This is a genomic window from Microbacterium sp. MEC084 (assembly GCF_004514465.2).
GTDB lineage: Bacteria > Actinomycetota > Actinomycetes > Actinomycetales > Microbacteriaceae > Microbacterium.
In genome coordinates, this window is sequence record NZ_MYFP02000025.1 from 1 (window position 1) to 20,897 (window position 20,897).

Sequence of the window (20,897 nt, forward strand, 5' to 3'; positions counted from 1 at the left end):
GGGCGGCCACCGGAGGGTGCGGAGGAGGCGTGGCGGGTCGCGTGCGAGCAGCTCGCCGGCGTGGCGGGCGAGTACACCGTGGAGGACCTGGGCTCGGCGGCGCGGGCGGTGCGGGATCAGCTCGACGTAGAGGGGGCGGAGGCCCGGTACCTGGCGCGGCATGAGAAGCGGAGCCTGCGGATGTGGCGGGACGCCGACGGCGGTCTGCACGCGCACATCGACTTCGACGACGACGGCGCCGCGTTGGTCGCTGCGGTGAGGGACGCGGCGATGCGGCCCCGCCGCGGCGGGCCGCGGTTCGTGGACTCCGAGGAGGCCGCGAAGGCGCAGGCACTGGCGGGCGACCCGCGCTCGAACGAACAGCTCCAGTACGACCTCTTCCTCGACGTCATCCGCGCCGGCGCGGTCGCCGACGCCGAGACCGTGTTCGGGACGCGCCAGCCCGGGGTGCGGCTCGTGACGGTGGTCGAGGACGGTCGCGTCTCCGGCGGTCACACCGAGGACGGCGGGCACTCCCTGCCCGCCCCCGCGATCGAGCAGGCCATCTGCAACACCGGGTACACCCCCGTGACCGTCGATGCATCCGGGAACCCGCTCGACGTCGGCCGGGAACAGCGGCTGTTCACCCCGAAACAGCGCATCGCCCTCGCCGTCCGCGACGGCGGATGCATGTGGCACGGCTGCGGCATGCCCGCCTCCTACTGCGAAGCCCACCACATCGACGAATGGGCCGCCCACGAGGGGTGCACCGACATCGACCGGGGAATCCTGCTCTGCAGGTTCCACCACATGAACCTGCACCACCACGGACACCGGATCACCCGAGAGCGGGGTGGACCGTTCGTCCTGCACCCACCCGGCGGGGAACCGGTTCCCCTCCATTCCAGATCACCGCTGCGGTGGATGTGGGACCCACCGCGCGCCCGGGCGAGGCGGGCATCCCTGCCCGTCGGCGGCCCCGCCGACCGCGCGCGCGTGCGCGATACGGTGGCCTCGTGACCACGCCCGACGCCACCCCGCGCGCGATGTCGTTCGACGCGCGGGCCCTCACGGAGCCCGTCGACAAGGGGGAGGTGGCCCGCTTCGACCGCGAGCTCAAGGCCCGGTTCGGGTCGGCCCGGCTCACGGACGTCGCGACCGTCATCCTGATCGTCTTCGCCCTGGTCTTCGTCGGCGGCGCCGGGCTCACGGGCCTGGCGGGCGCGATCGCGAGCTCGGTCGTGGAGGGCGGCGCTTTCGCGTGGCCCGCCCTGATCCTGCCGATGCTGTTCATGCTCACCGTGGCCGCGCTGATCGTGCTCGCGCTGGTCAACGGGCACAAGGGCAAGGAGACGCGATACCGCCTCGCGCGCTTCGCGCGCGCGAACGCGATGAGCTTCATCCCGGTCCTCGCCGATCCGAAGCTGCCCGGCCTGCTGTTCCATCAGGGGCACAGCCGCATGGCGCTCAACCTGCTGCGCGGAGAGCAGCCGCGGTTCGTCGAGTTCGGCAACTACCGCTACACGACCGGATCCGGCAAGAACAAGAGCACCCACACGTGGGGGTACGTCGCGATCCACCTCGACGCGCCGCTGCCGCACATCGTGCTCGACGCCCTCAGCAACAACGCGCTGGGCCTGTCCAACCTCCCGGCGACGTTCGACAAGGAGCAGCGCCTGAGCCTGGAGGGCGACTTCGACCGGCACTTCGCGCTGTACTGCCCCGAGGGGTACGAGCGCGACGCGCTCTACCTCTTCACGCCCGACATCATGGCGCGCTTCCTCGACAACGCCGCGCAGCTCGACGTCGAGATCGTCGACGACTGGATGTTCCTCTACACGCGCCGACCCGTGAGCACCACGGATCCCGGCACCTGGGCCTGGCTGTTCTCGGTCGTCTCGGCGCTGATGGACAAGCTCGCCCAGTGGGGCCGGTGGCGCGACGAGCGGCTGGGCGCCCCGGCCCTCGCCCCGGCTCCCGGCACGACGCCGGCGCAGTTCGCCGCGGCTCAGCCCGTGGCACCCGCCGCGTCGCCTCTGCCGTTCGGGAACCCGGCGTTCGTCCGCCCGCCCAAGGGCGTCGCCGCGGAGGGACGCCGCCTGAAGCGGGGCTTTTCGTGGGCCACCCTCGTCGTGATCGTCGTGGCCCTGGTGTTCTTCCTGATGCAGAACTTCGGCCACATGATCCTGGGGTTCCTGGTCGCCCGCTGACCCGCGGCCCGGGCGCGCCTAGGAGTCGAACGGCCGCAGGATGCGGTCGAGGAACCGCCGGGTGCGCTCGTTGCGCGGCGCCCGGAAGATCTGCTCGGGCGCGCCGCGCTCGGCGACCACTCCCCCGTCCAGGAAGAGCACCTCGTCGGCCACCTCGCGCGCGAACTGCAGCTCGTGCGTCACGACGACCATGGTCCAGCCCTCGTCGGCGAGCTCCTTCATCACGACGAGCACCTCGCCCACGAGCTCGGGATCGAGCGCGCTGGTGGGCTCGTCGAACAGCAGCAGGTCCGGCCGCAGAGCCAGCGCGCGGACGATGCCGACGCGCTGCTGCTGGCCGCCCGACAGCTCGTGCGGGTAGGCGTCGCGCTTGGCGAGCAGGCCCACGCGGTCGAGCAGCTCGTCGGCACGGGCGATCGCCCGGTCGCGCGGCTCGCGCTGCACGGTGACCGGGCCCTCGATCACGTTCTCGAGCACCGTGCGGTGCGGGAACAGGTTGTGATGCTGGAACACCATCGCCGACCGGTCCCGGATGGCGAACCGCTGCGCCTTGGAGAGCCCGCCGGCGAAGTCGACCTCGGGTCCGCCCGCGAACGCGAGCGTGCCGGCATCCGGCGTCTCGAGGCCGTTCAGCGAGCGCAGCACCGTGGTCTTGCCCGAGCCGCTCGCGCCGATGAGGGCGACGACCTGGCCACGCCGCACCTCGAGGTCGATGCCCTTCAGCACCTCGTGGTCGCCGAAGCTCTTGCGCAGGCCGCGGACGGTCAGCAGGGTCTCGCCGAGCACGTGGCCCGTCGATCCGGACTCAGTGGGCGACATAGCGGTCGAGCCTCCTCTCGATCCGGTCCTGCGCGGCCGACAGCACGGTGCAGAACATCCAGTAGATGAGCGCGGCCTCGATGTAGATCGTCATGAACTCGCTCGTGAACGTCGCGATGCGCTGCGCCTCGCGGAACATCTCCGTGACCAGGATCATGGACGCCAGCGACGTGTCCTTGACGAGCGAGATGAAGGTGTTCGACAGCGGCGGCACGCTGACGCGGGCAGCCTGCGGCAGGATGATCCGCCGCAGCGTCGTCGCGTTCGACATGCCGATCGTGTAGCCGGCCTCCCACTGGCCCTTCGGCACCGACAGGATGGCCGCGCGGATGATCTCGGCCGCGTACCCGCCCACGTTGATCGAGAAGGCGATGATCGCGCTGGGCCAGGGGTCCAGCGTGACGCCGATCGACGGCAGGCCGTAGAAGATCACGAACAGCTGCACCAGCAGCGGCGTGCCCCGGATGATCGACACGTAGGCCCGGCCGATCCACGACAGCACACGGTTGGGCGAGAGGCGCAGCAGCGCGATGCCGAGCGCGATCAGCAGACCGAGCGCGAACGACGCGAGCGTGAGCGGGATCGTCCCCTTCAGCCCGCCCAGCAGCAGCGGCCAGAACGACTCGAGGATCAGTTGCCAGTCCATGGCGCCCCCTTCCGTCTACGAGCATGTCCCAGTTCGCGCCCGAAACCGAACGCACGTGTCCCACTTGACGCCGCCATCCGATCGGGATTCGGGCACCAAGTGGGACACGGGCGGGGCGCGAGCGCCCCGGGAGTCTTACTTGCTGACGTCGGCGCCGAAGAACTGCTCGCCCAGCTCGGCGAGGACGCCCTCCTCGGCCAGCTCGGCCAGGGCGCCGTCGATCGCCTCGGCGAGGTCGGCGTTGTCCTTCGTGAACACGAACGCCATCTCGCCGGCCTCGGGGGTCTCGGCCGCGATCTTGATCGGCGCGTCGGGGTTCTGTTTGACGTAGTCGAGGAAGGTCAGCTCGTCGTTGATGGTCGCGTCGATGCGGCCCTGCTCGAGCAGCGCGATCGCCTGCGCCCAGCCCTCGACCGCCTCGACGGTCGCGCCGGACTCCTCGGCCAGCGCGCCCCAGTTGCTCGAGAGCGACTGGGCCGTCGTCTTGCCCTCGAGGTCCTCGAACGACGCGATGTCGGTGTTGTCCTCGGGCACGACGATCACGCCGGGCGACACGGTGTACGGCGTCGAGAAGACGTACTTCTCCTTGCGCTCGTCGTTGATCGTGACCTGGTTCGCGATGGTCTCGAAGCGGCCCGCGTCGAGGCCCGCGAAGATCGCGTCCCACTGGGTCTCCTCGAACTGCACCTCGACGCCGAGCTTCTCGGCGACCGCGCGCGCGACCTCGACGTCGTAGCCCGTGAGCTCGCCCGAGCCGCCCTCGTGGTAGCTGAAGGGCGGGTAGGTGCCCTCGGTCGCGACGACGAGCGTGCCGTCGGAGAGCGCCGCGGGGCCGTCGGCGGGGGCGTCCGAGCCGGTCGCGGCAGGCTGACCCGCGCAGCCCGCGAGGGCGAACAGGGCGGCCGAGGCGGCGAGGACGGTGGCGGTGCGGGTGATGCGCATGTGGAGGATGATCCTTCGGGTGAGGGATGTTCGAGCGGGCTCGTGAGCCGATAGCCAAGCTCAGCACGGCAGGGGCCGTGTGACCTAACCTCTGCGACGCTGTGTTTCTTCCCGTGTCCGGCGCCCTATGCGCCCGAGGCCGACTTGGCGGCGTCGCGGCGGCGGATGATCTCGCGGCGGGTGCGGGCGGCGAGCAGGGACGGATCCTGGAGATACGGGAACTCGGCCCACGCGGCCGGGTCGTCGACGCCGAGGGCCGCGAGGTAGCTCCCGGCGCGCGCGACGGGGCTCGACCCGCGCAGGCCGAGGGCCGTCATGAGCGCGGCGGGCGCGGCCGCGCCCGCCGGCGCGAAGGCGTCGTTCACGGCGCCGGCGATCCAGGCGATCGCGGCGGCCGCGAGCTCCGGCTTGCCCTTGGCGAACAGCCGCGGCTCGGTCTCGGCCAGCAGGTCGGCGATCCGCAGGGCGGCGGCCACGATCTCGGGGTCGTCGAACACCTCTCCCCCGGCCCGTTCGATCAGGCCGCGGACGGACTCCAGCCCGGCGCGCGCCCGGTCGTCGAGGTGCCTCAGGTCGGCGACGACGCGCGTCATGGGGACGGCGTCGAGCGCATCCAGCTGACGGCGGCCGCCCACGCGCAGCGCGAGCAGCGACAGCTCCCGGGCGCCGGGGTCGTCGTGCGGCAGCTCCTCGTCTGCGTCCATCGCCACCAGGTCGAGGAAGTCGCCGGCCAGGTCGCCGATCGCCTCGAGCGTCAGGGCCGTGAGCCGCTCGTCCACGGCGGACCGGGCGTGGGCCTCCTCGACGAGCGCGGGCAGGGCCCCGAGCAGCGCCTCCGGGTCCGCGCCGTCGTCGGCGACCGCGTCGGGGAGCAGCTCGAGCAGCAGGTCCTCGGCGAACGTGTCGCTCCAGCGCAGCGGATCGCCGCCGCCGCTGTGGGCGCGGTTCAGCGCGATCAGCAGGCGCGCGGCGTCCGCCGATCCGGGCACGCGCGCCTCGACGGCCGCGACAAGGTCGTCGTCCAGGGCGGCGTCCTCCGCGGCGCGCGGGTAGCCGGATCCGCCCTCGGGCAGGGCGTGCAGGATCCACGCCAGCAGCGGGCGGCACGCGGGCCACGACTCCGTGACGAGCTGCGCCTCCAGCGCGAGGTCGGCCGCGACCGCCGCGCGGATGCGCTCGCGCGCGTCGGCGGGCGACACCTCCGTCACCGGATACTCGGCCGGGTCGACGCCCTTCGTGCCCGCGGCGAGCGCGTCGGCGAGGGTCTCGGCCGCGACGAACGCGTCGTCGACCGTGCTGCCTCCGTCGCGGTCGATGAAGACCGTGCCGGTGAGCGGGGCGCCGTCCGGCAGCGTCGTGCCGACCAGGATCGTCCCGTCGGCCCCGAGCGCGTGGTCGATGGATGCGACGCCGGTGATCTCCGGAGCTGCGGGCGCCGCGAGCCAGCCAGGGAGCGTGCGCCACCGCCCGCCCGCCTCGGCACGGATCCGGGCCGCGAGCTCGGCGTCCGCCGGGCCGCCGGCATCCAGCAGCACGGCCATCGCGAGCAGCAGCGCATCGCTCTGGCGCACGGCGTCGTCCAGCGTGCGGTCCACCGTCTCGGCGAGCGTCGGCAGGCCCTCGATCCCGTTGCCGTCGGCGTCGAGCGGGCGGCGCAGCATCTCGAGCACGCTGCTCGCGTAGGCCAGCAGGTCGAACGCGTCGCCGCGCAGGGCCTCATCGACGGTGCGGATGAGGTCGAGGTCGCGGCGGCTCATGCCTCGAGGGTATCCGCGCGCGGATAGACTGGACCGCGTCCGGCCCCTCGACGTCCGCCCGCCCGAGCGACGTCTCGATCCTGGAGCTCGCCGCGTGACCAACGCCCCCACTGCCCACGTCGTCGACACCGTCGCGAACGCCGCCGCCACGCCTGAGCGAGAGCAGCCGTACGACGCTCTGGGGCTCAAGCCCGACGAGTACGCGAAGATCCGCGAGATCCTCGGCCGCCGCCCCACCTCGGGTGAGCTGGCGATGTACTCCGTGATGTGGTCGGAGCACTGCTCCTACAAGTCGAGCAAGATCTACCTGCGCCGCTTCGGCCAGAAGGTCAGCGACGAGATGAAGAAGCGCCTGATGGTCGGCATGGGCCAGAACGCGGGCGTGGTCGACGTCGGCGAGGGCTGGGCCGTCACCTTCAAGGTCGAGTCGCACAACCACCCGTCCTACATCGAGCCGTTCCAGGGCGCCGCGACCGGCGTCGGCGGCATCGTGCGCGACATCATCTCGATGGGCGCCCGCCCGGTCGCGGTCATGGACCAGCTGCGCTTCGGCGCGATCGACCACCCCGACACGGCGCGCGTCGTGCACGGCGTCGTGAGCGGCATCTCGTCGTACGGCAACTGCCTCGGCCTGCCGAACATCGGCGGCGAGACCGTGTTCGACTCGGTCTACCAGGCCAACCCGCTCGTCAACGCGCTCGCGGTCGGCGTCATGCGTCACGAGGACATCCGCCTCGCCAACGCGACCGGCGCGGGCAACAAGGTCGTGCTGTTCGGCGCCCGCACGGGCGGCGACGGCATCGGCGGCGCGTCCATCCTGGCCTCCGACACGTTCGCCGACGGCGGCCCCACCAAGCGCCCCGCGGTGCAGGTGGGCGACCCGTTCGCCGAGAAGGTGCTCATCGAGTGCTGCCTCGAGCTGTACAAGAACGACCTGGTCGAGGCGATCCAGGACCTGGGCGCCGCCGGCATCTCGTGCGCCACGAGCGAGCTCGCGGCCAACGGCGGCTCGGGCATGAACGTCGAGCTCACCAACGTGCTGCTGCGCGACCCCTCGCTGACCGCCGAGGAGATCCTCATGAGCGAGTCGCAGGAGCGCATGATGGCGATCGTCGCGCCCGAGAAGCTCGACGCGTTCCTCGCGGTCGTGGAGAAGTGGGATGTCGAGACCAGCGTGCTCGGCGAGGTGACGGGCGACGGCCGCCTCGTCATCACGTGGAACGGCGAGACCATCGTCGACGTCGACCCCTCGACCGTCGCGGTCGACGGCCCGGTCTACGAGCGCCCCGTCGCCTACCCCGCGTGGCTCGACGCGCTGCAGGCCGACACGGCCGCCGCGCTGCCGCGCCCGACCGACGGCGCCGAGCTGGCCGAGCAGCTGAAGAAGCTCGTGGCCAGCCCGAACCTGGCCGACGCGTCGTGGATCACCAACCAGTACGACTACTACGTGCTCGGCAACACGGCCCTCGCGTTCCCCGACGACGCCGGCATGATCCGCGTCGACGAGGAGTCGGGCCTGGGCGTCTCGATCGCCACCGACGCCAACGGCCGCTACTGCCAGCTCGACCCGTACGCGGGCGCGCAGCTCGCGCTCGCCGAGGCGTACCGCAACGTCGCCGTCACGGGCGCGCAGCCCACCGCCGTGACCGACTGCCTCAACTTCGGCAGCCCCGAGAACCCCGAGGTCATGTGGCAGTTCTCGCAGGCCGTCGACGGCCTGTCGGACGCCTGCCTGGAGCTCGGCGTGCCGGTCACAGGCGGCAACGTGTCGTTCTACAACCAGACCGGCGACGTGCCGATCCACCCGACCCCGGTCGTCGGCGTGCTCGGCATCATCGACGACGTCGCGCGCCGCATCCCGAGCGGATGGCAGGACGCCGGCGAGAACATCTACCTGCTCGGCACCACCGCGACCGAGCTCGACGGCTCGGCGTGGGCCGGCACGATCCACGGTCACCTGGGCGGTCGCCCGCCGAAGGTCGACCTGGCCGGCGAGCGCACCCTCGCCGGGATCATCCAGGCCGCGAAGGACGAGATGCTCGTCTCGAGCGCGCACGACCTGTCCGAGGGCGGCCTCGCCCAGTCGCTCGTCGACGGCGTGCTGCGCTTCGGCGTCGGCGCCCGCGTGTGGCTCACCGAGATCATGGAGCGCGACGGCGTGGACGCCGCCACGGCCCTGTTCTCGGAGTCGACCGGCCGCGTGATCGTCACCGTGCCTCGCGAGGAGGACGTGAAGTTCCGCGGGCTGTGCGAGGGCCGCGGCTACCCCGTGATGCGCATCGGCGTGACCGACAGCGAGCCGACGCTCGAGGTGCAGGACCTGTTCACGATCCCCGTGGCCGAGCTGCGCGCGCTGTCGACCGGCACCCTGCCGGCGGCGTTCGGCCCGACGGTCGTCGAGCCGGTCGCCTGACCCGCATGCAGATCAACCACTCCGAGCTCGAGGCCGACGGCGAGGCATCCGACCACTGGTCGGAGCACCGCAACCGCCGCGTGCGCGCGGTGGCCTGGGTCGTGATCGTCACGCTGCTCGTCACGGGCGGCGGCGCGACGCTGCTGGCGCTGCTGTTCGGCTGACGTCGGGGCGCCGTCGCGGATGTCCGAGGCGCGTGGCAGGGTCGGCGGCATGGACGGAATCCAGCGCCTGCGCCCCGCCGGGCTCGTGTCGAGCCCGGCCTTCAGCCACGTCGCGATCGTGCCGCCCGGCGCGACCACGGTCTAAGTCGGCGGACAGAACGCCGTCGACGCCGACGGCCGCATCGTGGGAGAGGGCGACGCGGCGGCCCAGGCCTCGCGCGCTCTCGACAACGCCGAGGTCGCCCTCGCCGCGGCGGGTGCGACGCTCGCCGACGTCATCCAATGGACCGTGCTGTTCGTGGACGGCGTCGACCTCGCCGCCGCGTACGGCGCGATCGGCCCGCGCCTGGCCTCCCCCGAGCCGCCGCTCGCGAACTGCCCGGGTACGGAAGACGCGAAACTCGATATTGCGGCGCATCGGAGAGGACAGTACGTTACGGCTACCACTCATCGGGAGACAGCGAGGCTAGATCCAACAACCCCAGGCGAGCAGCCAGTCTCCCCTCGAGTAATCCGCCGGCCTGTGCTCGCTGAGGCAGCAATTCATCGCGCATAAGGATCCCTGGCCTTGCACTAGCGAACACGCGAGACTAACTCTCCATGAACCGAATCCGCAGAACTGGGCAATACCAAGTGTGAGCACAGACGCCGAGATCATCGCCCGCTCCGTGAGGAGCCCTGCGGTCTTCTCCGAGATCTTCGAGCGCCATGCCGCTGCGATCGGCGCGTACGCCCGGCGGCGCGTGGGGCACGACGCCGCGGAAGACGTGCTCAGCGACACGTTCCTCGTGGGGTTTCGGCGCCGGGCGGCGTTCGATAGTCGCTGGGACTCAGCACGGCCGTGGTTGTTGGGCATCGCAACACGCGTGATCAGGAAACATCGGGCCACGGAAACCGCCCAGTGGCGGGCATTCGAGCGAGCTGCAGGCGCCAGCGGGAACCTACCTCGGTCCGACACGGCAGACGCGGACGGGCGGCTTGACGCCTCCGCTGCGGTCCACCGCCTGGAACCAAGGATCGCCTCGCTACCGTCGAGAGACCGAGACACGTTGCTGCTTTACGCATGGGGCGACCTGACCTACGAAGAAGTAGCCGTCGCCATGGGAGTCCCGGTGGGTACAGTCCGATCGCGGCTAAACCGCGTTCGCCGCAAGCTCGCGCCCGCAGCCCCCCCATCGACACCTCGCCCCAGCACGATCGCAAAGGAGGAGCGCAATGTCGCTAATGGACCGCGTGCGTGAGATCCGCGCCGATGAGGCACGCGTCGACGAAACGCAGCTGGGCACTGCGCGTCAGGCGTTGCTCCGAGAAATCGGACGCGAGCAGCGCAAATCCACTCAGAGATGGGTGGGCTTCAAGGTTGCCGCCGGGGGGCTTGCCGCGATCAGCGCGGTCGTGGCAGGGACACTTCTGGTGCCGCTCTGGACCGACCAAGCGGCGACCGCGGCCGAAGTGCTCGACCAGGTCGCAGACGCCACAATCAGCGCGCAGGACACTCAGCTCGCGCCCGGCCAGTACCTGCGCGTCGACCGCAGCTGGGAGAGGGTCGAGCGCTGGAGCAGCGCCTTGGCCGACGACGACGACCCGAACACCCATCCGTTCGTTCCGGTGACCGAACCCGCCGACGGCGCGATTCACCTTCGGAAAGGAAGCGTCCTGTTCGTACCGGCGGATCGATCGGACGACTGGGTATACGACACAGGGCCCGCCGAATCTGTCGTCGCCTCATATGGGCAGGCCGGCGATCGGGCAGCCGCAGAAAAGGATCACTGGATCGGAGAATCCGAACCGAATCAAGTGATCGCGCTCCCTGGCGGCAAGTCACAGTTCCTCGGACGAACCGCGCTGCTCGACCTGCCCGTGAGCATGTGGGAAGCCACATATGAAGACATGCCGCGCGATCCGCACGAATTGCTGCAGTGGTACCACGACCGCTACGAGGCTGAGGGCGGGAGAGACGAGCAGTATTTCGACGACTGGCTCCTCGGGTCGTTCGACGACCTCCTCATGGTGGGCCTTGCTCCGCCGGATCTGAGAGCGGCAATGTTCCGGATGTTGGGCCTGGTTCCCGAGGTCACCTTGACGTCCGTGGATGGCGATGTCGCGACCCTCAGCCATGTGGGCCGCGACGGCACTGAGAGGGTGCTGCGGTTCGACGTCGCGGAGGGTACATTCGAGGCGATCGGGATCGACCAGCTCACGAGCGGGCCCGGGAGTGACGCCGCCGCACCCATGCAGACGATCTCGTTCAGCATCGTCGACTCCGCCCCCGATCCAACCCAATGAGCACTTGCATCCTCGATGGAGATAGTGTTGCCCTCTCTTTCGGCTCCATCCTTCACAGTGGATCGCGAAATGCGAATCCCGACAATAGTCCTGGTTAGTGATCCTCATAGGATCACCCGGCGTCGCCGGGATTCTCGATGCGCCGACCACACGCTTCCTACCAGATCCAGCAGCGCCGCAAGCCTGGACAGCCGTGCGCGGATCTGCCACCCTGCGAGCCCCGACTGAGCGGATCCGGCGTTCGGCACCAGCGGATGCTCTCGGCCTGGGCCGACGACGCGGGCTCCCACCTCGGCCCCGGGCGCGCCCGTGGCGGGCCCCGAGCGCGCGAAGTCCGTCGTGAAGCGCGACGGCGAGGTGCTCATCACGGACGGGCCGTTCCCCGAGTTCAAGGAGTGGTTCGCGGGCTACGACCTGATCACCGCCGAGTCGATCGACGAGGCCGCCGCCCTGATGGCCGCGCACCCCACCGCCGTGGCCGGGCGGATGTACATCCTGCCGGTCGTGCCGCTTCCCTGGGAGCAGGAGGACGCGTCGTGAGCGCCGGGAAGCCGCCCGTCGTCGACCTGGCGACATGGCAGGCCGCGCGGGCGGAGCTGCTGACGCGCGAGAAGGCGCACACGCGCGAGGGCGACGCGATCGCGGCGGCGCGGCGGCGCCTGCCGATGGTCGAGATCGACGGCACGGTCGAAGTGACCGGGCCCGACGGGCCCGTGCCCTTCATCCGGCTGTTTCCAGGGCCGCGACGAGCTGCTCGTCTACCGCCACATGTGGCACGACGGCGCCCCGCTGCAGGGGCAGTGCGAGGGCTGCACGGTGTCGGCGTGGCAGATGCGCGACGCGGTCTACCTCGAGGCGCGCGGCGTCTCGTTCGCGATCCTGTGCGAGGGGCCGTGGGACGAGGTCGCGCCCTTCATCGACTTCATGGGCTACGAGCAGCCGTGGTACTCGGTGCGGGGCCTCGACGAGCCGCTCGGCGGCGAGATGGGCCACATCACGGTCTTCCTGCGCGACGGCGACCGCGTGTTCCTCACCTATGACACCACCGGACGCGGCACCGAGCCCATGGACGCGATGTTCGCGCTGCTGGACATGACGCCGTACGGCCGGCGCGAGGCGTGGCAGGACGTGCCGGACGGATGGCCCCAGGGCCGCGAGGCGTGCTGGTACTGGCGGACCGACCACACGGGCGCCAGCCCCGTCGACCGCAGCACCACGCGCCCCGCGCCGCAGTGGACGCGGCCGGGCGCGGTCCCGGCCGACACGCTGGGCCGTCACGCGCACCACCATTGACCGACCCCGTTGATCCGCGCGCCCGGGAGCGGGAGCCTGACGAGGGGGCGAAACGGAGGCATCATGACCACCACCTACACGTTCGACGTGTTCTCGAGCCTCGACGGGTTCGGGTCCGTCAGCGGCGGCGACTGGGGCGGCTACTGGGGCAAGCAGGGCCCCGAGCTGCTCGCGCGGCGGCTCGCCCTCTACGAGCAGCCGCAGCGGATGGTGTTCGGCGCCGAGACGCTCCGGCAGTTCATCGGCTTCCGGTCCGACCCCGACATGGTGGCCGAGATGGACGCGTGGGGTCTGCGGATGATCGAGCTGCCCGCCACGGTGATCTCGAGCACGCTCACCCCGCCGATCGACTGGCCGGACGTCACGGTCGAGACGGGAGACGGGGTCGACGTCGTCCGCCGCCTCAAGGAGAAGTCGGACGTGCCGCTGCGCTCCCACGGCAGCCTGTCGCTCAACCGCGAGCTGCTGAACGCGGGGCTGGTCGACTTCGTGCAGGTCACGATCTTCCCCGTCCTCACGGGCCGCAACGGCGACGCCCCGGTCTTCGCGGGCGCCGACGACTTCGACCTCGAGCTCGTCGCCCAGCACACCCTCGACGCCCGCACGGTCGAGCTCACGTACCGCCCAACCCTGCACTGACGCGGGGGCCTCGCCGTTCAGCTCCCGGCGACGGCGTCGCGAGCGCGGCGGGCGGCCTCGCGCGCGATCTGCGGCGCGAGGCCGACGTGGCCCGCGGGGTCCAGGAGCTGCCGGATGCGCACGGGCGGCAGCGCGCGGGTCACCCGCGGGTCGGAGACCAGGAGGCTCTCGAAGTCCTCGCCCTCGGTCGCGCAGCGCATGGCGGCCTCGTAGACGATCCGGTGCGCCTCGTCGCGGCCGATCTCCTCGCCGAGCGCGAGCATCACGGCCTCCGATCCGATCAGGTTCCCGCTCAGCTCGAGGTTGCGGCGCATCCGCTTCGGGAAGAGCTCGAGCCCCTCGAGGATGACCTTCAGGCGCATCAGCAGGTCGCCCATCGCGATCAGGCTGTCCTGCATCGCGGCGTCGAGCTTGGCGGTCGCCCCTCCGTCCGCCTCGTGCGGGTGGATGATCGCGGCCACCGCCTCGGGCGCCTTCGCGCGCACCTGCGCCGCCAGGTCCAGGACGTCCGCGGACAGCTTCGGGTTGCGCTTGTGCGGCATGGTCGAGCTGCCGACCGACCCCTCGGGCACGGGCTCGGAGACCTCGCCGAACTCGGTCTGCATCATGGTCTCGACCTCGATCGCGATGCGCCCGCACGACGCCGCGACGATCGCGAGGTCGGAGATGTAGCCCGACTGGGGCGACAGCAGCGCCCGGGACGGCACCGGCATCGGCTCGAGCCCGAGCAGGTCGGCGACGCGGCGCTGCACCTTCGGGCCGACCTCTCCCAGCGAGGCGAAGCTGCCGACCGCGCCGGCCATCATCACGCGCAGGCACGGCTTCACCCCGTGCTCGATGCGGTCGTGCCCGCGCAGCAGGTCGTCGATCCACGTCGCGACCTTGAGGCCGAACGTGATCGGCACGGCGTGCTGACCGTGCGTGCGCCCGGGCATGATCATGGTCGCCGACCGCTCGGCCAGATCGCCCAGCGCGGCGAGGCAGTCGAGCACGAGCCGGCTCACGATCTGGTGCGCGCGGCCGATCAGGATCGCGTGCCCCGACTGCATGATGTTCTGGCTCGTCGCGCCCCAGTGCACCCAGCCGCCGGCGCCCTCGCCCGCGGCGTGGGCGAGCTCCTCGATCAGCGGCACCAGCGGATGCCCCTGGGCGCGCATGCCCTCGATCACCCGATCGCGATCGAGCGCCGACAGCCGGCCCACCTTCGCGATGCGCCGCGCGGCCTCCTCGGGCACGATCCCCGCCTCGGCCTCGGCGCGCGCGAGCGCCACCTCCACGTCCAGCCACGACTGCCAGATGCTGTCGGTCGTGTACAGGGCGCGAATGCCCGCGTCCGGCACGCTGTAGTCGGTGAAGCGCCCGGCATCCCCCGCCGCCTCGGCGATCGTCAGGTCGATCGGCGTGGCGGCCCTCAGCGACAGGGGGATGGGGGCTGTGTCGCTCATGGCGCTCACATCCGGCGCGGCGTCACGACTGTGGAGCGGTGAAGGGTCATGTGAGCAGGTTAGAGCCCCTCGACCCCGGATCGGGCGCATCGGAGGGTTGACGCCCAAACGGTTCTGTGGTTCATTAGTCGAGTAATTAACCACAGAACCGGAGCGTCGCGTTGATCGAAGAGGGCAAGCCGCTGTTCGTGCAGATCGCCGAGCACATCGAGGACTCCATCGTGGATGGCAGCCTCACCGAGCAGGCGCAGGCGCCGTCCACCAACGAGCTCGCGGCCTTCTACCGGATCAATCCGGCCACGGCCGCGAAGGGGGTCGCCATGCTCGCCGACAAGGGCGTGCTGCACAAGCGGCGGGGCATCGGCATGTTCGTCGCCGAGGGCGCCCGCGACCTGCTGCTGGGCGAGAGGCGGTCCGCGTTCGCCGACCGCTTCGTGGCCCCGCTCCTGGCCGAGGCCCGCAGGATCGGCCTCGACGCCGAAGACCTCGCCGCGCTCATCCGGGAGCGCTCCACGCAGTCGACCATGGGAAGGGAATCATGACCGCCGTCATCGAGGTGAGGAACCTCACCAAGCGCTACAAGGACAAGAAGGCCCTGGATGACGTGACCTTCGACGTCCGGAAGGACACCATCTACGGCTTCCTCGGCCGCAACGGCGCCGGCAAGACGACGGCGATGTCGATCATCACGGCCCAGAACTTCCCGACATCCGGGTCGGTCCGGGTGTTCGACGAGGAGCCGTACGAGAACGCCCGCGTGCTGAGCCGGATGTGCTTCGTGCGCGAGAGCCAGAAGTATCCGGATGATGCGCACCCGCGTCATGCCCTCGCCGCCGCGCGCCTGTTCTTCCCGAACTGGGATCAGGAGCTCGCCGAACGCCTGGTCGACGACTTCCAGCTGCCGCTCCGGACCCCGATCAAGAAGCTGTCCCGCGGGCAGCTGTCGGCCGTGGGCGTCATCATCGGCATCGCGTCGCGCGCCGAGATCACGTTCTTCGACGAGCCGTACCTCGGCCTCGACGCGGTCGCGCGGCAGATCTTCTACGATCGCCTGCTGGCCGACTACGCGGAGCACCCGCGCACGGTGATGCTCTCCAGCCACCTGATCGACGAGGTCGCGAACCTCATCGAGCGGGTGCTCGTGATCGACCGGGGGCGGATCATCATGGACCAGTCCACCGACGAGACCCGCGACGCCGCCGCGACGGTCGTGGGACCGTCGGCCGCCGTGGACGACTTCGTGCGCGGTCGCGAGGTCATCCACCGCGAGTCGCTCGGCCGCGTCGCCTCCGTCACCGTGCTCGGCGCGCTGGGCGCCGCCGAGCGCGCCGAGGTCGAAGCCGCGGGCCTCGACCTCGCTCCCGTCTCGCTGCAGCAGCTGATCGTGCGCCGGACGCAGCACGCGGCCGGGCAGCCCGTCTCGCAGACCCAGGAGGTCCACCGGTGAACAGTCGCATCCTCAACGTCGTCCGCCTTCAGTTCGTGAACAAGCAGACGTTCCTGTGGGTCCCGCTCATCATCCTCGCGGGCACCGTGCTGCTGAACGTCATGATCGTCGCGCTGGTCCCAGGGGACGGCCCGACGTACAGCGGGGGCGCACAGGCGCCGCTGTGGTATTTCCTCTACGTCGGGATCTCGTCGCTGACCCTGACATTCCCGTTCTCGCAGGCCATGAGCCTCACCCGCCGCGAGTTCTACCTCGGCACCGTGGTGGCCGCCGCCCTCACCGGCGGGATGCTCGCCACCCTCTTCGTGCTGCTCGGTCTCGTCGAGCGGGCCACCGGCGGCTACGGGGTGAACGCCTACCTCAGCTACCTGCCTGCGGTGTGGGCGCCGGGGTGGTGGGCCGCGTGGATCGTGATGTTCATCACCACCATGTTCTTCTTCGTGATCGGATTCTGGGGGGCGACGATCTTCAAGCGGTGGGGGGCGACGGTTCTCACGATCGTGCTGTTCTCGCTGGGGCTGGTCGCGATCGGCGGCCTCTACGTCGTGGGGCGCCTGAGTGCGTGGGACACCGTCTTCCAGTGGTTCGCGACCGCCGGATCGCTCGGCGTGGCGCTCTGGGCCATCCCCGTGATCCTGCTTCTGGGCGGCGGCTCGTACCTCACGCTGCGGCGCGCGACGGTCTGACCACGGTGGCGTCCGCCTCCCGAGGGAGGCGGACGCCGTCGCGTCAGGGGCGCGCGTTCTCCTCGGCGCCGGCCGCGACGTGGTGCCGGATGACCTCGGCCACCACGAAGTTGAACCACTTCTCGGCGAACTCGGGGTCGAGGTGCGCGGCCTCGGCCAGCGCCCGGAGGCGGGCGACCTGCTGCTCCTCGCGGCCCGGATCCGACGCCGGCATCGCGTGCCGGGCCTTGAGCTGCCCGACCTGCTGCGTGGCGCGGAACCGCTCGGCGAGCAGATAGACGAGCGCGGCGTCGATGTTGTCGATGCTGGCCCGCAGGCGCTGCAGGGTCTGCTCGGGCGTCTCGGTCGCGTCGGCGTCGGTCATGCGTCGAGATTACCGGGGCCGCGGGGTCGCTCCTGCCGGACACAATGCAGGATCTCAGGGCCGTGATCGGCGTGTCCGGCCGCCACGGCCCCGGAACACGCCCGGTATCCGGCGCAGGTCCTGCGTCGTGTCGGGAGAGCGGGCTACCGGACCGGCAGGATGTGCTGCGGCGTCGGGACCGCGAGGCGGTGCCGGACGCGGCCGGGCACGCCGGTGCGCTCGTCGACCGCCAGCGAGACCACCTCGTCCGACCCCTGGCCGGCCACGAGGACGGTGTCGCGCACGACCACGTGGTGGCGCGGCTTGCGCACGCCCGACTCGGCGAGCGCGACCTGCTCGAGGCGATCGCCCTCGCCGCGCACGCGCAGCACGGCGATCGTGTCGCTGCCGCGCAGGCCGGCGTACAGGAACCCGCCGTCGCGCGAGCGGGCGAGCTCCGCGGCGGTGTCGCCGGGGAGCGACCCCGGCGAGGCCGCGAGTCCCGAGCGCAGCGCCCATCTCCCGTCCGGCCCGGGCGAGAGCACGAAGACCTCGCACGTGTACTCGGTCACGACGTACAGGTGCCCGCTCGGATGCAGCACCATGTGCCGCGGCCCCGTGCCGAGCGGCAGCGCGACCTCATGGTCGAGCTTCAGACCGCGCGGCGACGTGCGCCAGAACCGCACGAGGTCGTAACCGAGGTCGGTGGTCGCGACGAGCCCGCGCGGCAGGAACACGGAGCAGTGCGCGCGCGGCGTGCGGGGCTCGTCCGGGGCGCCGGCCGCGCCGCCGAGGTCCACGGCCCCCGCCAGCGGCGACGCCGGTTCCTGCGCCGCACCGCGCAGGATGTCGCGCACGGCGGGGTCGTCGAACGGGTTCTTCGACTGCCCCAGCAGGGCGAGGATCTCGTCGAGCCCGGCGTCCGCGCCGATCGCCGGGGTCGGGGTGGATCCCGCGAGCATCGCGGCCAGCTGCGACGCGTCGGCGCCGCGGTCGACCAGCGCACGGAGGTCGGCGACGCCGCCCTGCTCCGCGACCAGCGCCGCGGCGTCGGGAGCCTGGCGGGGCGCCCCGCCGTCGTACGGGTCGGCGGACGGCTCCGCCTCGGTGCGCGCGCCGAGGCGCCCGGCCCCGTCGAGCGCGACGTGCGTCACGGTGCCGTCCCCCCACGCCGCCGCGATCAGGTGCGACCCGTCGGGCGCGACGCTGACGTGGCACACCGTCTCCCCCGCCTCGACCGGCGAGCCGAGCGGGGCGAGGGTCGCCTCTCCCGTGCGGCGGAACGCGGCGACGCGCCCCTCCCCCTCGAGCGCCGCATACACGACGTCGAGCGACGGATGCGCGGCGAGCCACGTCGGCGAGATCGCCTCGACCGCGTCGCCGACGAGACCCAGCGGTCCGCTCGCGAGCGGCGAGTCGGGCTCGCCGGCCGTGCCGGCCATGATGCCGCGCGCCTCGGACTTCATGTCGGCGCCGCGCGCCCCGATCCAGAACCTCATGCGCTCGATCCTCGCAGAGTCGCGCGCCCCCCATCAGCCGGGGCCGGCGCCGCCCCGGAGCGACGGAGGGCCCGGCCGATCGGCCGGGCCCTCCGTCGTTGCTCTCGCGTCAGTCCAGGAGGTCGTGACGCACGATCACGGCGTCGCGGGCGGGGCCCACGCCGATCACCGAGATGCGGGTGCCGCTCATCTTCTCGAGCGCGAGCACGTAGTCCTGCGCGTTCTGGGGCAGGTCCTCGAACGTGCGCGCCGTCGAGATGTCCTCCTGCCATCCGGGGAACATCTCCAGGATCGGCTTGGCGTGGTGGAAGTCGGTCTGGTTCACGGGCAGCTCGTCGAAGCGGGTGCCGTCGACGTCGTAGGCCACGCACACGGGGATCTCATCGAGCCCGGTCAGGATGTCCAGCTTGGTCAGCACGAGGTCGGTGATGCCGTTCACGCGCGTGGCGTAGCGCGTGATGGGGGCGTCGTACCAGCCGACGCGGCGCGGCCGGCCGGTCGTGGTGCCGAACTCGAAGCCGCGCTTGCGCAGCCAGTCGCCCTGCTCGTCGAACAGCTCGGTCGGGAACGGGCCCGAGCCGACGCGCGTCGTGTAGGCCTTCACGATGCCGACGATCCGGTCGAGGCGGCCGGGGCCCACGCCCGAGCCGGTCGAGGCGCCGCCCGCGGTCGCGGACGACGACGTGACGAACGGGTACGTGCCGTGGTCGACGTCCAGCATCGTGGCCTGGCCGCCCTCGAACACCACCACGTCGCCGGCGTCGAGCGCCTCGTTCAGCAGCAGGCCGGTGTCGGCGACCATCGGCTTGATGCGGTCGGCGTACGACAGCAGGTCCTCGAGGATCTCGTCGCACGTGATCGCACGGCGGTTGAACACCTTCACCAGCAGGTGGTTCTTCTGGTCGAGCGCGCCCTCGATCTTCTGGCGCAGGATCGACTCGTCGAACAGGTCCTGCACGCGGATGCCGACGCGGTTGATCTTGTCGGCGTAGGCCGGGCCGATGCCGCGGCCCGTGGTGCCGATCTGGCGCTTGCCGAGGAAGCGCTCCGTGACCTTGTCGAGCGTGCGGTGGTAGTGCGTGATGATGTGCGCGTTGGCGCTCACCTTGAGCTTCGACACGTCGATGCCGCGGGCCGACAGCGCGTCGAGCTCGGCGAACAGCACCTCGAGGTCGATGACCACTCCGTTGCCGATCACGGGCGTCACGCCGGGCGACAGGATGCCCGACGGCAGCAGGTGGAGCGCGTACTTCTCGTCGCCGATCACGACGGTGTGGCCGGCGTTGTTGCCGCCGTTGAACTTGACGACCCAGTCGGTGCGGTCCCCGAGGAGGTCGGTGGCCTTGCCCTTGCCCTCGTCGCCCCACTGGACGCCGACGATCACGATTCCCGGCATGGGTTTCCCCTTGTCTTGTGCACGAGCCGACGGCTCGGTTTGCCCACGACCTCTCTCCCGGTTGTCGGGCTGCGTTCTGGGCCTCGGCCAGTCTACCGGCGAGGGCAGAACCACCCGCGGACCGGGCCCTGCGGGCGAGGCGGTGCGGACTAGGCTGACCGCCGGGGGACGGTCGCGGGCGACCGATGCCCCCTCCGCGAAGGGGGAAGCATGGATCAGCAGGTCTCGACGCAGCAGGCTGCCGGACCGAGCGCCGACGAGATGCGCCGCGCGACCGAGGTGCTGCGGGTCATCTCCGAGTCGTACTCCTCCAAGATGGTCGGCCAGGAGCGCCTGCGCACAAGTCTGCTGATCGGCCTGATCGCGGGCGGGCACATCCTGCTCGAGAGCGTGCCGGGCCTGGCCAAGACGACCGCGGCCAGCACGCTCGCCGACACGGTCGATGCGCAGTTCAAGCGCATCCAGTGCACGCCCGACCTGCTGCCGAGCGACATCACCGGCAACCAGGTGTACGACGCGAGCACGGGCTCGTTCCGCACGGTGCTCGGCCCCGTGCACGCGAACTTCGTGCTGCTCGACGAGATCAACCGCTCCAGCGCCAAGACCCAGAGCGCGATGCTCGAGGCGATGCAGGAGCACCAGACCACGATCGGCGGCGAGGTGCACCGGCTGCCCAAGCCGTTCGGGTCTGCTGAACGAAGTGGTGACAGTTTCGGTTAGGCCGCGAGGGCCAGGTTCTGGTTCATGATGGTCTCGAACTCGATCGGCGTCAAACGGCCCAGACGGGCTTGCCGGCGGCGTCGGTGGTAGGTCCGCTCGATCCAGGTCACGATCGCGACGCGCAGCTGTTCTCGGTTGGCCCAGGCGCGGCGGTCGAGGACGTTCTTCTGCAGCAGGCTGAAGAACGACTCCATCGCGGCGTTGTCGCCCGCA

The 20,897-nt window shown here is 71.1% G+C and carries 21 protein-coding genes and 3 pseudogenes; 15 read left to right on the forward strand and 9 right to left on the reverse strand.

The window, feature by feature from the left end:
* Both B5M43_RS13685 and B5M43_RS13690 read left to right on the forward strand, forming a co-directional pair.
* A partial coding sequence (locus B5M43_RS13685; protein ID WP_230668175.1) for an HNH endonuclease signature motif containing protein occupies nucleotides 1-999 on the forward strand: 999 nt, incomplete at its 5' end.
* The gene (locus tag B5M43_RS13690) at nucleotides 996-2,189 is read left to right on the forward strand and encodes a hypothetical protein (protein ID WP_230668177.1); all 1,194 of its coding nucleotides are present in this window, start codon (nucleotides 996-998) and stop codon (nucleotides 2,187-2,189) included. The genes B5M43_RS13685 and B5M43_RS13690, both read left to right, overlap by 4 nt.
* An 18-nt stretch (nucleotides 2,190-2,207) precedes the next feature.
* On the opposite strand, the gene B5M43_RS13695 is transcribed toward B5M43_RS13690, so the two are convergent.
* The 4 genes from B5M43_RS13695 to B5M43_RS13710 form a co-directional block, all read right to left on the reverse strand.
* The gene (locus tag B5M43_RS13695; protein ID WP_134747251.1) at nucleotides 2,208-3,008 is read right to left on the reverse strand and encodes an amino acid ABC transporter ATP-binding protein; all 801 of its coding nucleotides are present in this window, start codon (nucleotides 3,006-3,008) and stop codon (nucleotides 2,208-2,210) included.
* The gene (locus tag B5M43_RS13700) at nucleotides 2,995-3,654 is read right to left on the reverse strand and encodes an amino acid ABC transporter permease (RefSeq protein WP_134747253.1); all 660 of its coding nucleotides are present in this window, start codon (nucleotides 3,652-3,654) and stop codon (nucleotides 2,995-2,997) included. The genes B5M43_RS13695 and B5M43_RS13700 overlap by 14 nt, the downstream gene beginning before the upstream one ends.
* 135 nt (nucleotides 3,655-3,789) lie before the next feature.
* Nucleotides 3,790-4,596 (reverse strand): amino acid ABC transporter substrate-binding protein, encoded by an 807-nt coding sequence (locus tag B5M43_RS13705; RefSeq protein WP_055987745.1) that lies wholly within the window; start codon nucleotides 4,594-4,596, stop codon nucleotides 3,790-3,792.
* A 125-nt stretch (nucleotides 4,597-4,721) separates the two neighbouring features.
* Nucleotides 4,722-6,353: a hypothetical protein gene (locus B5M43_RS13710; RefSeq protein ID WP_230668179.1), complete on the reverse strand. Its 1,632-nt coding sequence runs from the start codon at nucleotides 6,351-6,353 to the stop codon at nucleotides 4,722-4,724.
* Nucleotides 6,354-6,447: 94 nt separating this feature from the next.
* Between B5M43_RS13710 and purL the strand changes: the two genes are divergently transcribed.
* The 9 genes and pseudogenes from purL (at nucleotide 6,448) to B5M43_RS13750 (ending at nucleotide 13,148) form a co-directional block, all read left to right on the forward strand.
* Entirely contained in the window at nucleotides 6,448-8,766 is a 2,319-nt protein-coding gene (purL, locus tag B5M43_RS13715; RefSeq protein ID WP_055987741.1) for a phosphoribosylformylglycinamidine synthase subunit PurL, read from the forward strand.
* A 5-nt stretch (nucleotides 8,767-8,771) separates the two neighbouring features.
* Nucleotides 8,772-8,930, forward strand: a complete 159-nt coding sequence (locus B5M43_RS13720) for a hypothetical protein (protein WP_167626824.1) — start codon at nucleotides 8,772-8,774, stop codon at nucleotides 8,928-8,930.
* Between the two features lie 160 nt (nucleotides 8,931-9,090).
* Nucleotides 9,091-9,486: pseudogene (locus B5M43_RS15390) on the forward strand (Rid family hydrolase); the annotation flags it as partial.
* A 112-nt stretch (nucleotides 9,487-9,598) separates the two neighbouring features.
* Nucleotides 9,599-10,171: an RNA polymerase sigma factor gene (locus B5M43_RS13730; protein ID WP_308068604.1), complete on the forward strand. Its 573-nt coding sequence runs from the start codon at nucleotides 9,599-9,601 to the stop codon at nucleotides 10,169-10,171.
* Nucleotides 10,146-11,216 carry a hypothetical protein gene (locus B5M43_RS13735; RefSeq protein ID WP_055987740.1) on the forward strand — a complete coding sequence of 357 codons (1,071 nt, stop codon included), beginning with the start codon at nucleotides 10,146-10,148 and terminating at the stop codon, nucleotides 11,214-11,216. Before B5M43_RS13730 ends, B5M43_RS13735 begins: the two co-directional genes overlap by 26 nt.
* 309 nt (nucleotides 11,217-11,525) lie before the next feature.
* Nucleotides 11,526-11,756 carry a YciI family protein gene (locus tag B5M43_RS13740; protein ID WP_134746913.1) on the forward strand — a complete coding sequence of 77 codons (231 nt, stop codon included), beginning with the start codon at nucleotides 11,526-11,528 and terminating at the stop codon, nucleotides 11,754-11,756.
* Nucleotides 11,753-11,854 (forward strand): annotated as a pseudogene (locus B5M43_RS15395) (DUF899 domain-containing protein); the annotation flags it as partial. The gene B5M43_RS13740 and the pseudogene B5M43_RS15395, both read left to right, overlap by 4 nt.
* A gap of 112 nt (nucleotides 11,855-11,966) precedes the next feature.
* Nucleotides 11,967-12,509 carry a DUF899 family protein gene (locus tag B5M43_RS13745; RefSeq protein ID WP_268993410.1) on the forward strand — a complete coding sequence of 181 codons (543 nt, stop codon included), beginning with the start codon at nucleotides 11,967-11,969 and terminating at the stop codon, nucleotides 12,507-12,509.
* 63 nt (nucleotides 12,510-12,572) lie between these two features.
* Entirely contained in the window at nucleotides 12,573-13,148 is a 576-nt protein-coding gene (locus B5M43_RS13750; RefSeq protein WP_134746915.1) for a dihydrofolate reductase family protein, read from the forward strand.
* A gap of 17 nt (nucleotides 13,149-13,165) precedes the next feature.
* Here the strand turns inward: B5M43_RS13750 and B5M43_RS13755 are convergent, their stop codons facing one another.
* Complete coding sequence (locus B5M43_RS13755; RefSeq protein WP_167626825.1) at nucleotides 13,166-14,593, reverse strand: adenylosuccinate lyase family protein; 1,428 nt, start codon at nucleotides 14,591-14,593, stop codon at nucleotides 13,166-13,168.
* Nucleotides 14,594-14,754: 161 nt separating this feature from the next.
* On the opposite strand from B5M43_RS13755, the gene B5M43_RS13760 reads away from it, so the two are divergent.
* From B5M43_RS13760 to B5M43_RS13770, 3 genes are read left to right on the forward strand one after another with little or no spacing between them, the layout of a single operon-like run.
* Nucleotides 14,755-15,135, forward strand: a complete 381-nt coding sequence (locus B5M43_RS13760; RefSeq protein WP_134746920.1) for a GntR family transcriptional regulator — start codon at nucleotides 14,755-14,757, stop codon at nucleotides 15,133-15,135.
* Nucleotides 15,132-16,040: an ABC transporter ATP-binding protein gene (locus B5M43_RS13765; protein WP_134746922.1), complete on the forward strand. Its 909-nt coding sequence runs from the start codon at nucleotides 15,132-15,134 to the stop codon at nucleotides 16,038-16,040. Before B5M43_RS13760 ends, B5M43_RS13765 begins: the two co-directional genes overlap by 4 nt.
* The gene (locus B5M43_RS13770) at nucleotides 16,037-16,726 is read left to right on the forward strand and encodes a hypothetical protein (protein ID WP_134746924.1); all 690 of its coding nucleotides are present in this window, start codon (nucleotides 16,037-16,039) and stop codon (nucleotides 16,724-16,726) included. Before B5M43_RS13765 ends, B5M43_RS13770 begins: the two co-directional genes overlap by 4 nt.
* Before the next feature lie 43 nt (nucleotides 16,727-16,769).
* On the opposite strand, the gene B5M43_RS13775 is transcribed toward B5M43_RS13770, so the two are convergent.
* The 3 genes from B5M43_RS13775 to B5M43_RS13785 form a co-directional block, all read right to left on the reverse strand.
* The gene (locus B5M43_RS13775) at nucleotides 16,770-17,090 is read right to left on the reverse strand and encodes a chorismate mutase (RefSeq protein WP_134746926.1); all 321 of its coding nucleotides are present in this window, start codon (nucleotides 17,088-17,090) and stop codon (nucleotides 16,770-16,772) included.
* A 143-nt stretch (nucleotides 17,091-17,233) separates the two neighbouring features.
* Nucleotides 17,234-18,568: a beta-propeller fold lactonase family protein gene (locus tag B5M43_RS13780; RefSeq protein WP_134746928.1), complete on the reverse strand. Its 1,335-nt coding sequence runs from the start codon at nucleotides 18,566-18,568 to the stop codon at nucleotides 17,234-17,236.
* A 109-nt stretch (nucleotides 18,569-18,677) separates the two neighbouring features.
* Nucleotides 18,678-19,964 carry an adenylosuccinate synthase gene (locus B5M43_RS13785; RefSeq protein ID WP_055987721.1) on the reverse strand — a complete coding sequence of 429 codons (1,287 nt, stop codon included), beginning with the start codon at nucleotides 19,962-19,964 and terminating at the stop codon, nucleotides 18,678-18,680.
* Nucleotides 19,965-20,225: 261 nt separating this feature from the next.
* On the opposite strand from B5M43_RS13785, the pseudogene B5M43_RS13790 reads away from it, so the two are divergent.
* Nucleotides 20,226-20,648 (forward strand): annotated as a pseudogene (locus B5M43_RS13790) (AAA family ATPase); the annotation flags it as partial.
* Nucleotides 20,649-20,680: 32 nt separating this feature from the next.
* Here the strand turns inward: B5M43_RS13790 and B5M43_RS13795 are convergent.
* Nucleotides 20,681-20,897: IS3 family transposase (locus B5M43_RS13795; protein ID WP_230668180.1), on the reverse strand; the 217-nt coding region annotated here is incomplete at its 5' end.

Coding starts and splice junctions, on each gene's coding strand:
- B5M43_RS13750 (WP_134746915.1), top strand. CDS start 12,573: ATGACCACCACCTACACGTTCGACGTGTTCTCGAGCCTCGACGGGTTC.
- B5M43_RS13720 (WP_167626824.1), top strand. CDS start 8,772: ATGCAGATCAACCACTCCGAGCTCGAGGCCGACGGCGAGGCATCCGAC.
- B5M43_RS13735 (WP_055987740.1), top strand. CDS start 10,146: ATGTCGCTAATGGACCGCGTGCGTGAGATCCGCGCCGATGAGGCACGC.
- B5M43_RS13700 (WP_134747253.1), bottom strand. CDS start 3,654: ATGGACTGGCAACTGATCCTCGAGTCGTTCTGGCCGCTGCTGCTGGGC.
- B5M43_RS13755 (WP_167626825.1), bottom strand. CDS start 14,593: ATGAGCGACACAGCCCCCATCCCCCTGTCGCTGAGGGCCGCCACGCCG.
- B5M43_RS13775 (WP_134746926.1), bottom strand. CDS start 17,090: ATGACCGACGCCGACGCGACCGAGACGCCCGAGCAGACCCTGCAGCGC.
- B5M43_RS13765 (WP_134746922.1), top strand. CDS start 15,132: ATGACCGCCGTCATCGAGGTGAGGAACCTCACCAAGCGCTACAAGGAC.
- B5M43_RS13695 (WP_134747251.1), bottom strand. CDS start 3,008: ATGTCGCCCACTGAGTCCGGATCGACGGGCCACGTGCTCGGCGAGACC.
- B5M43_RS13705 (WP_055987745.1), bottom strand. CDS start 4,596: ATGCGCATCACCCGCACCGCCACCGTCCTCGCCGCCTCGGCCGCCCTG.
- B5M43_RS13785 (WP_055987721.1), bottom strand. CDS start 19,964: ATGCCGGGAATCGTGATCGTCGGCGTCCAGTGGGGCGACGAGGGCAAG.
- B5M43_RS13710 (WP_230668179.1), bottom strand. CDS start 6,353: ATGAGCCGCCGCGACCTCGACCTCATCCGCACCGTCGATGAGGCCCTG.
- B5M43_RS13780 (WP_134746928.1), bottom strand. CDS start 18,568: ATGAGGTTCTGGATCGGGGCGCGCGGCGCCGACATGAAGTCCGAGGCG.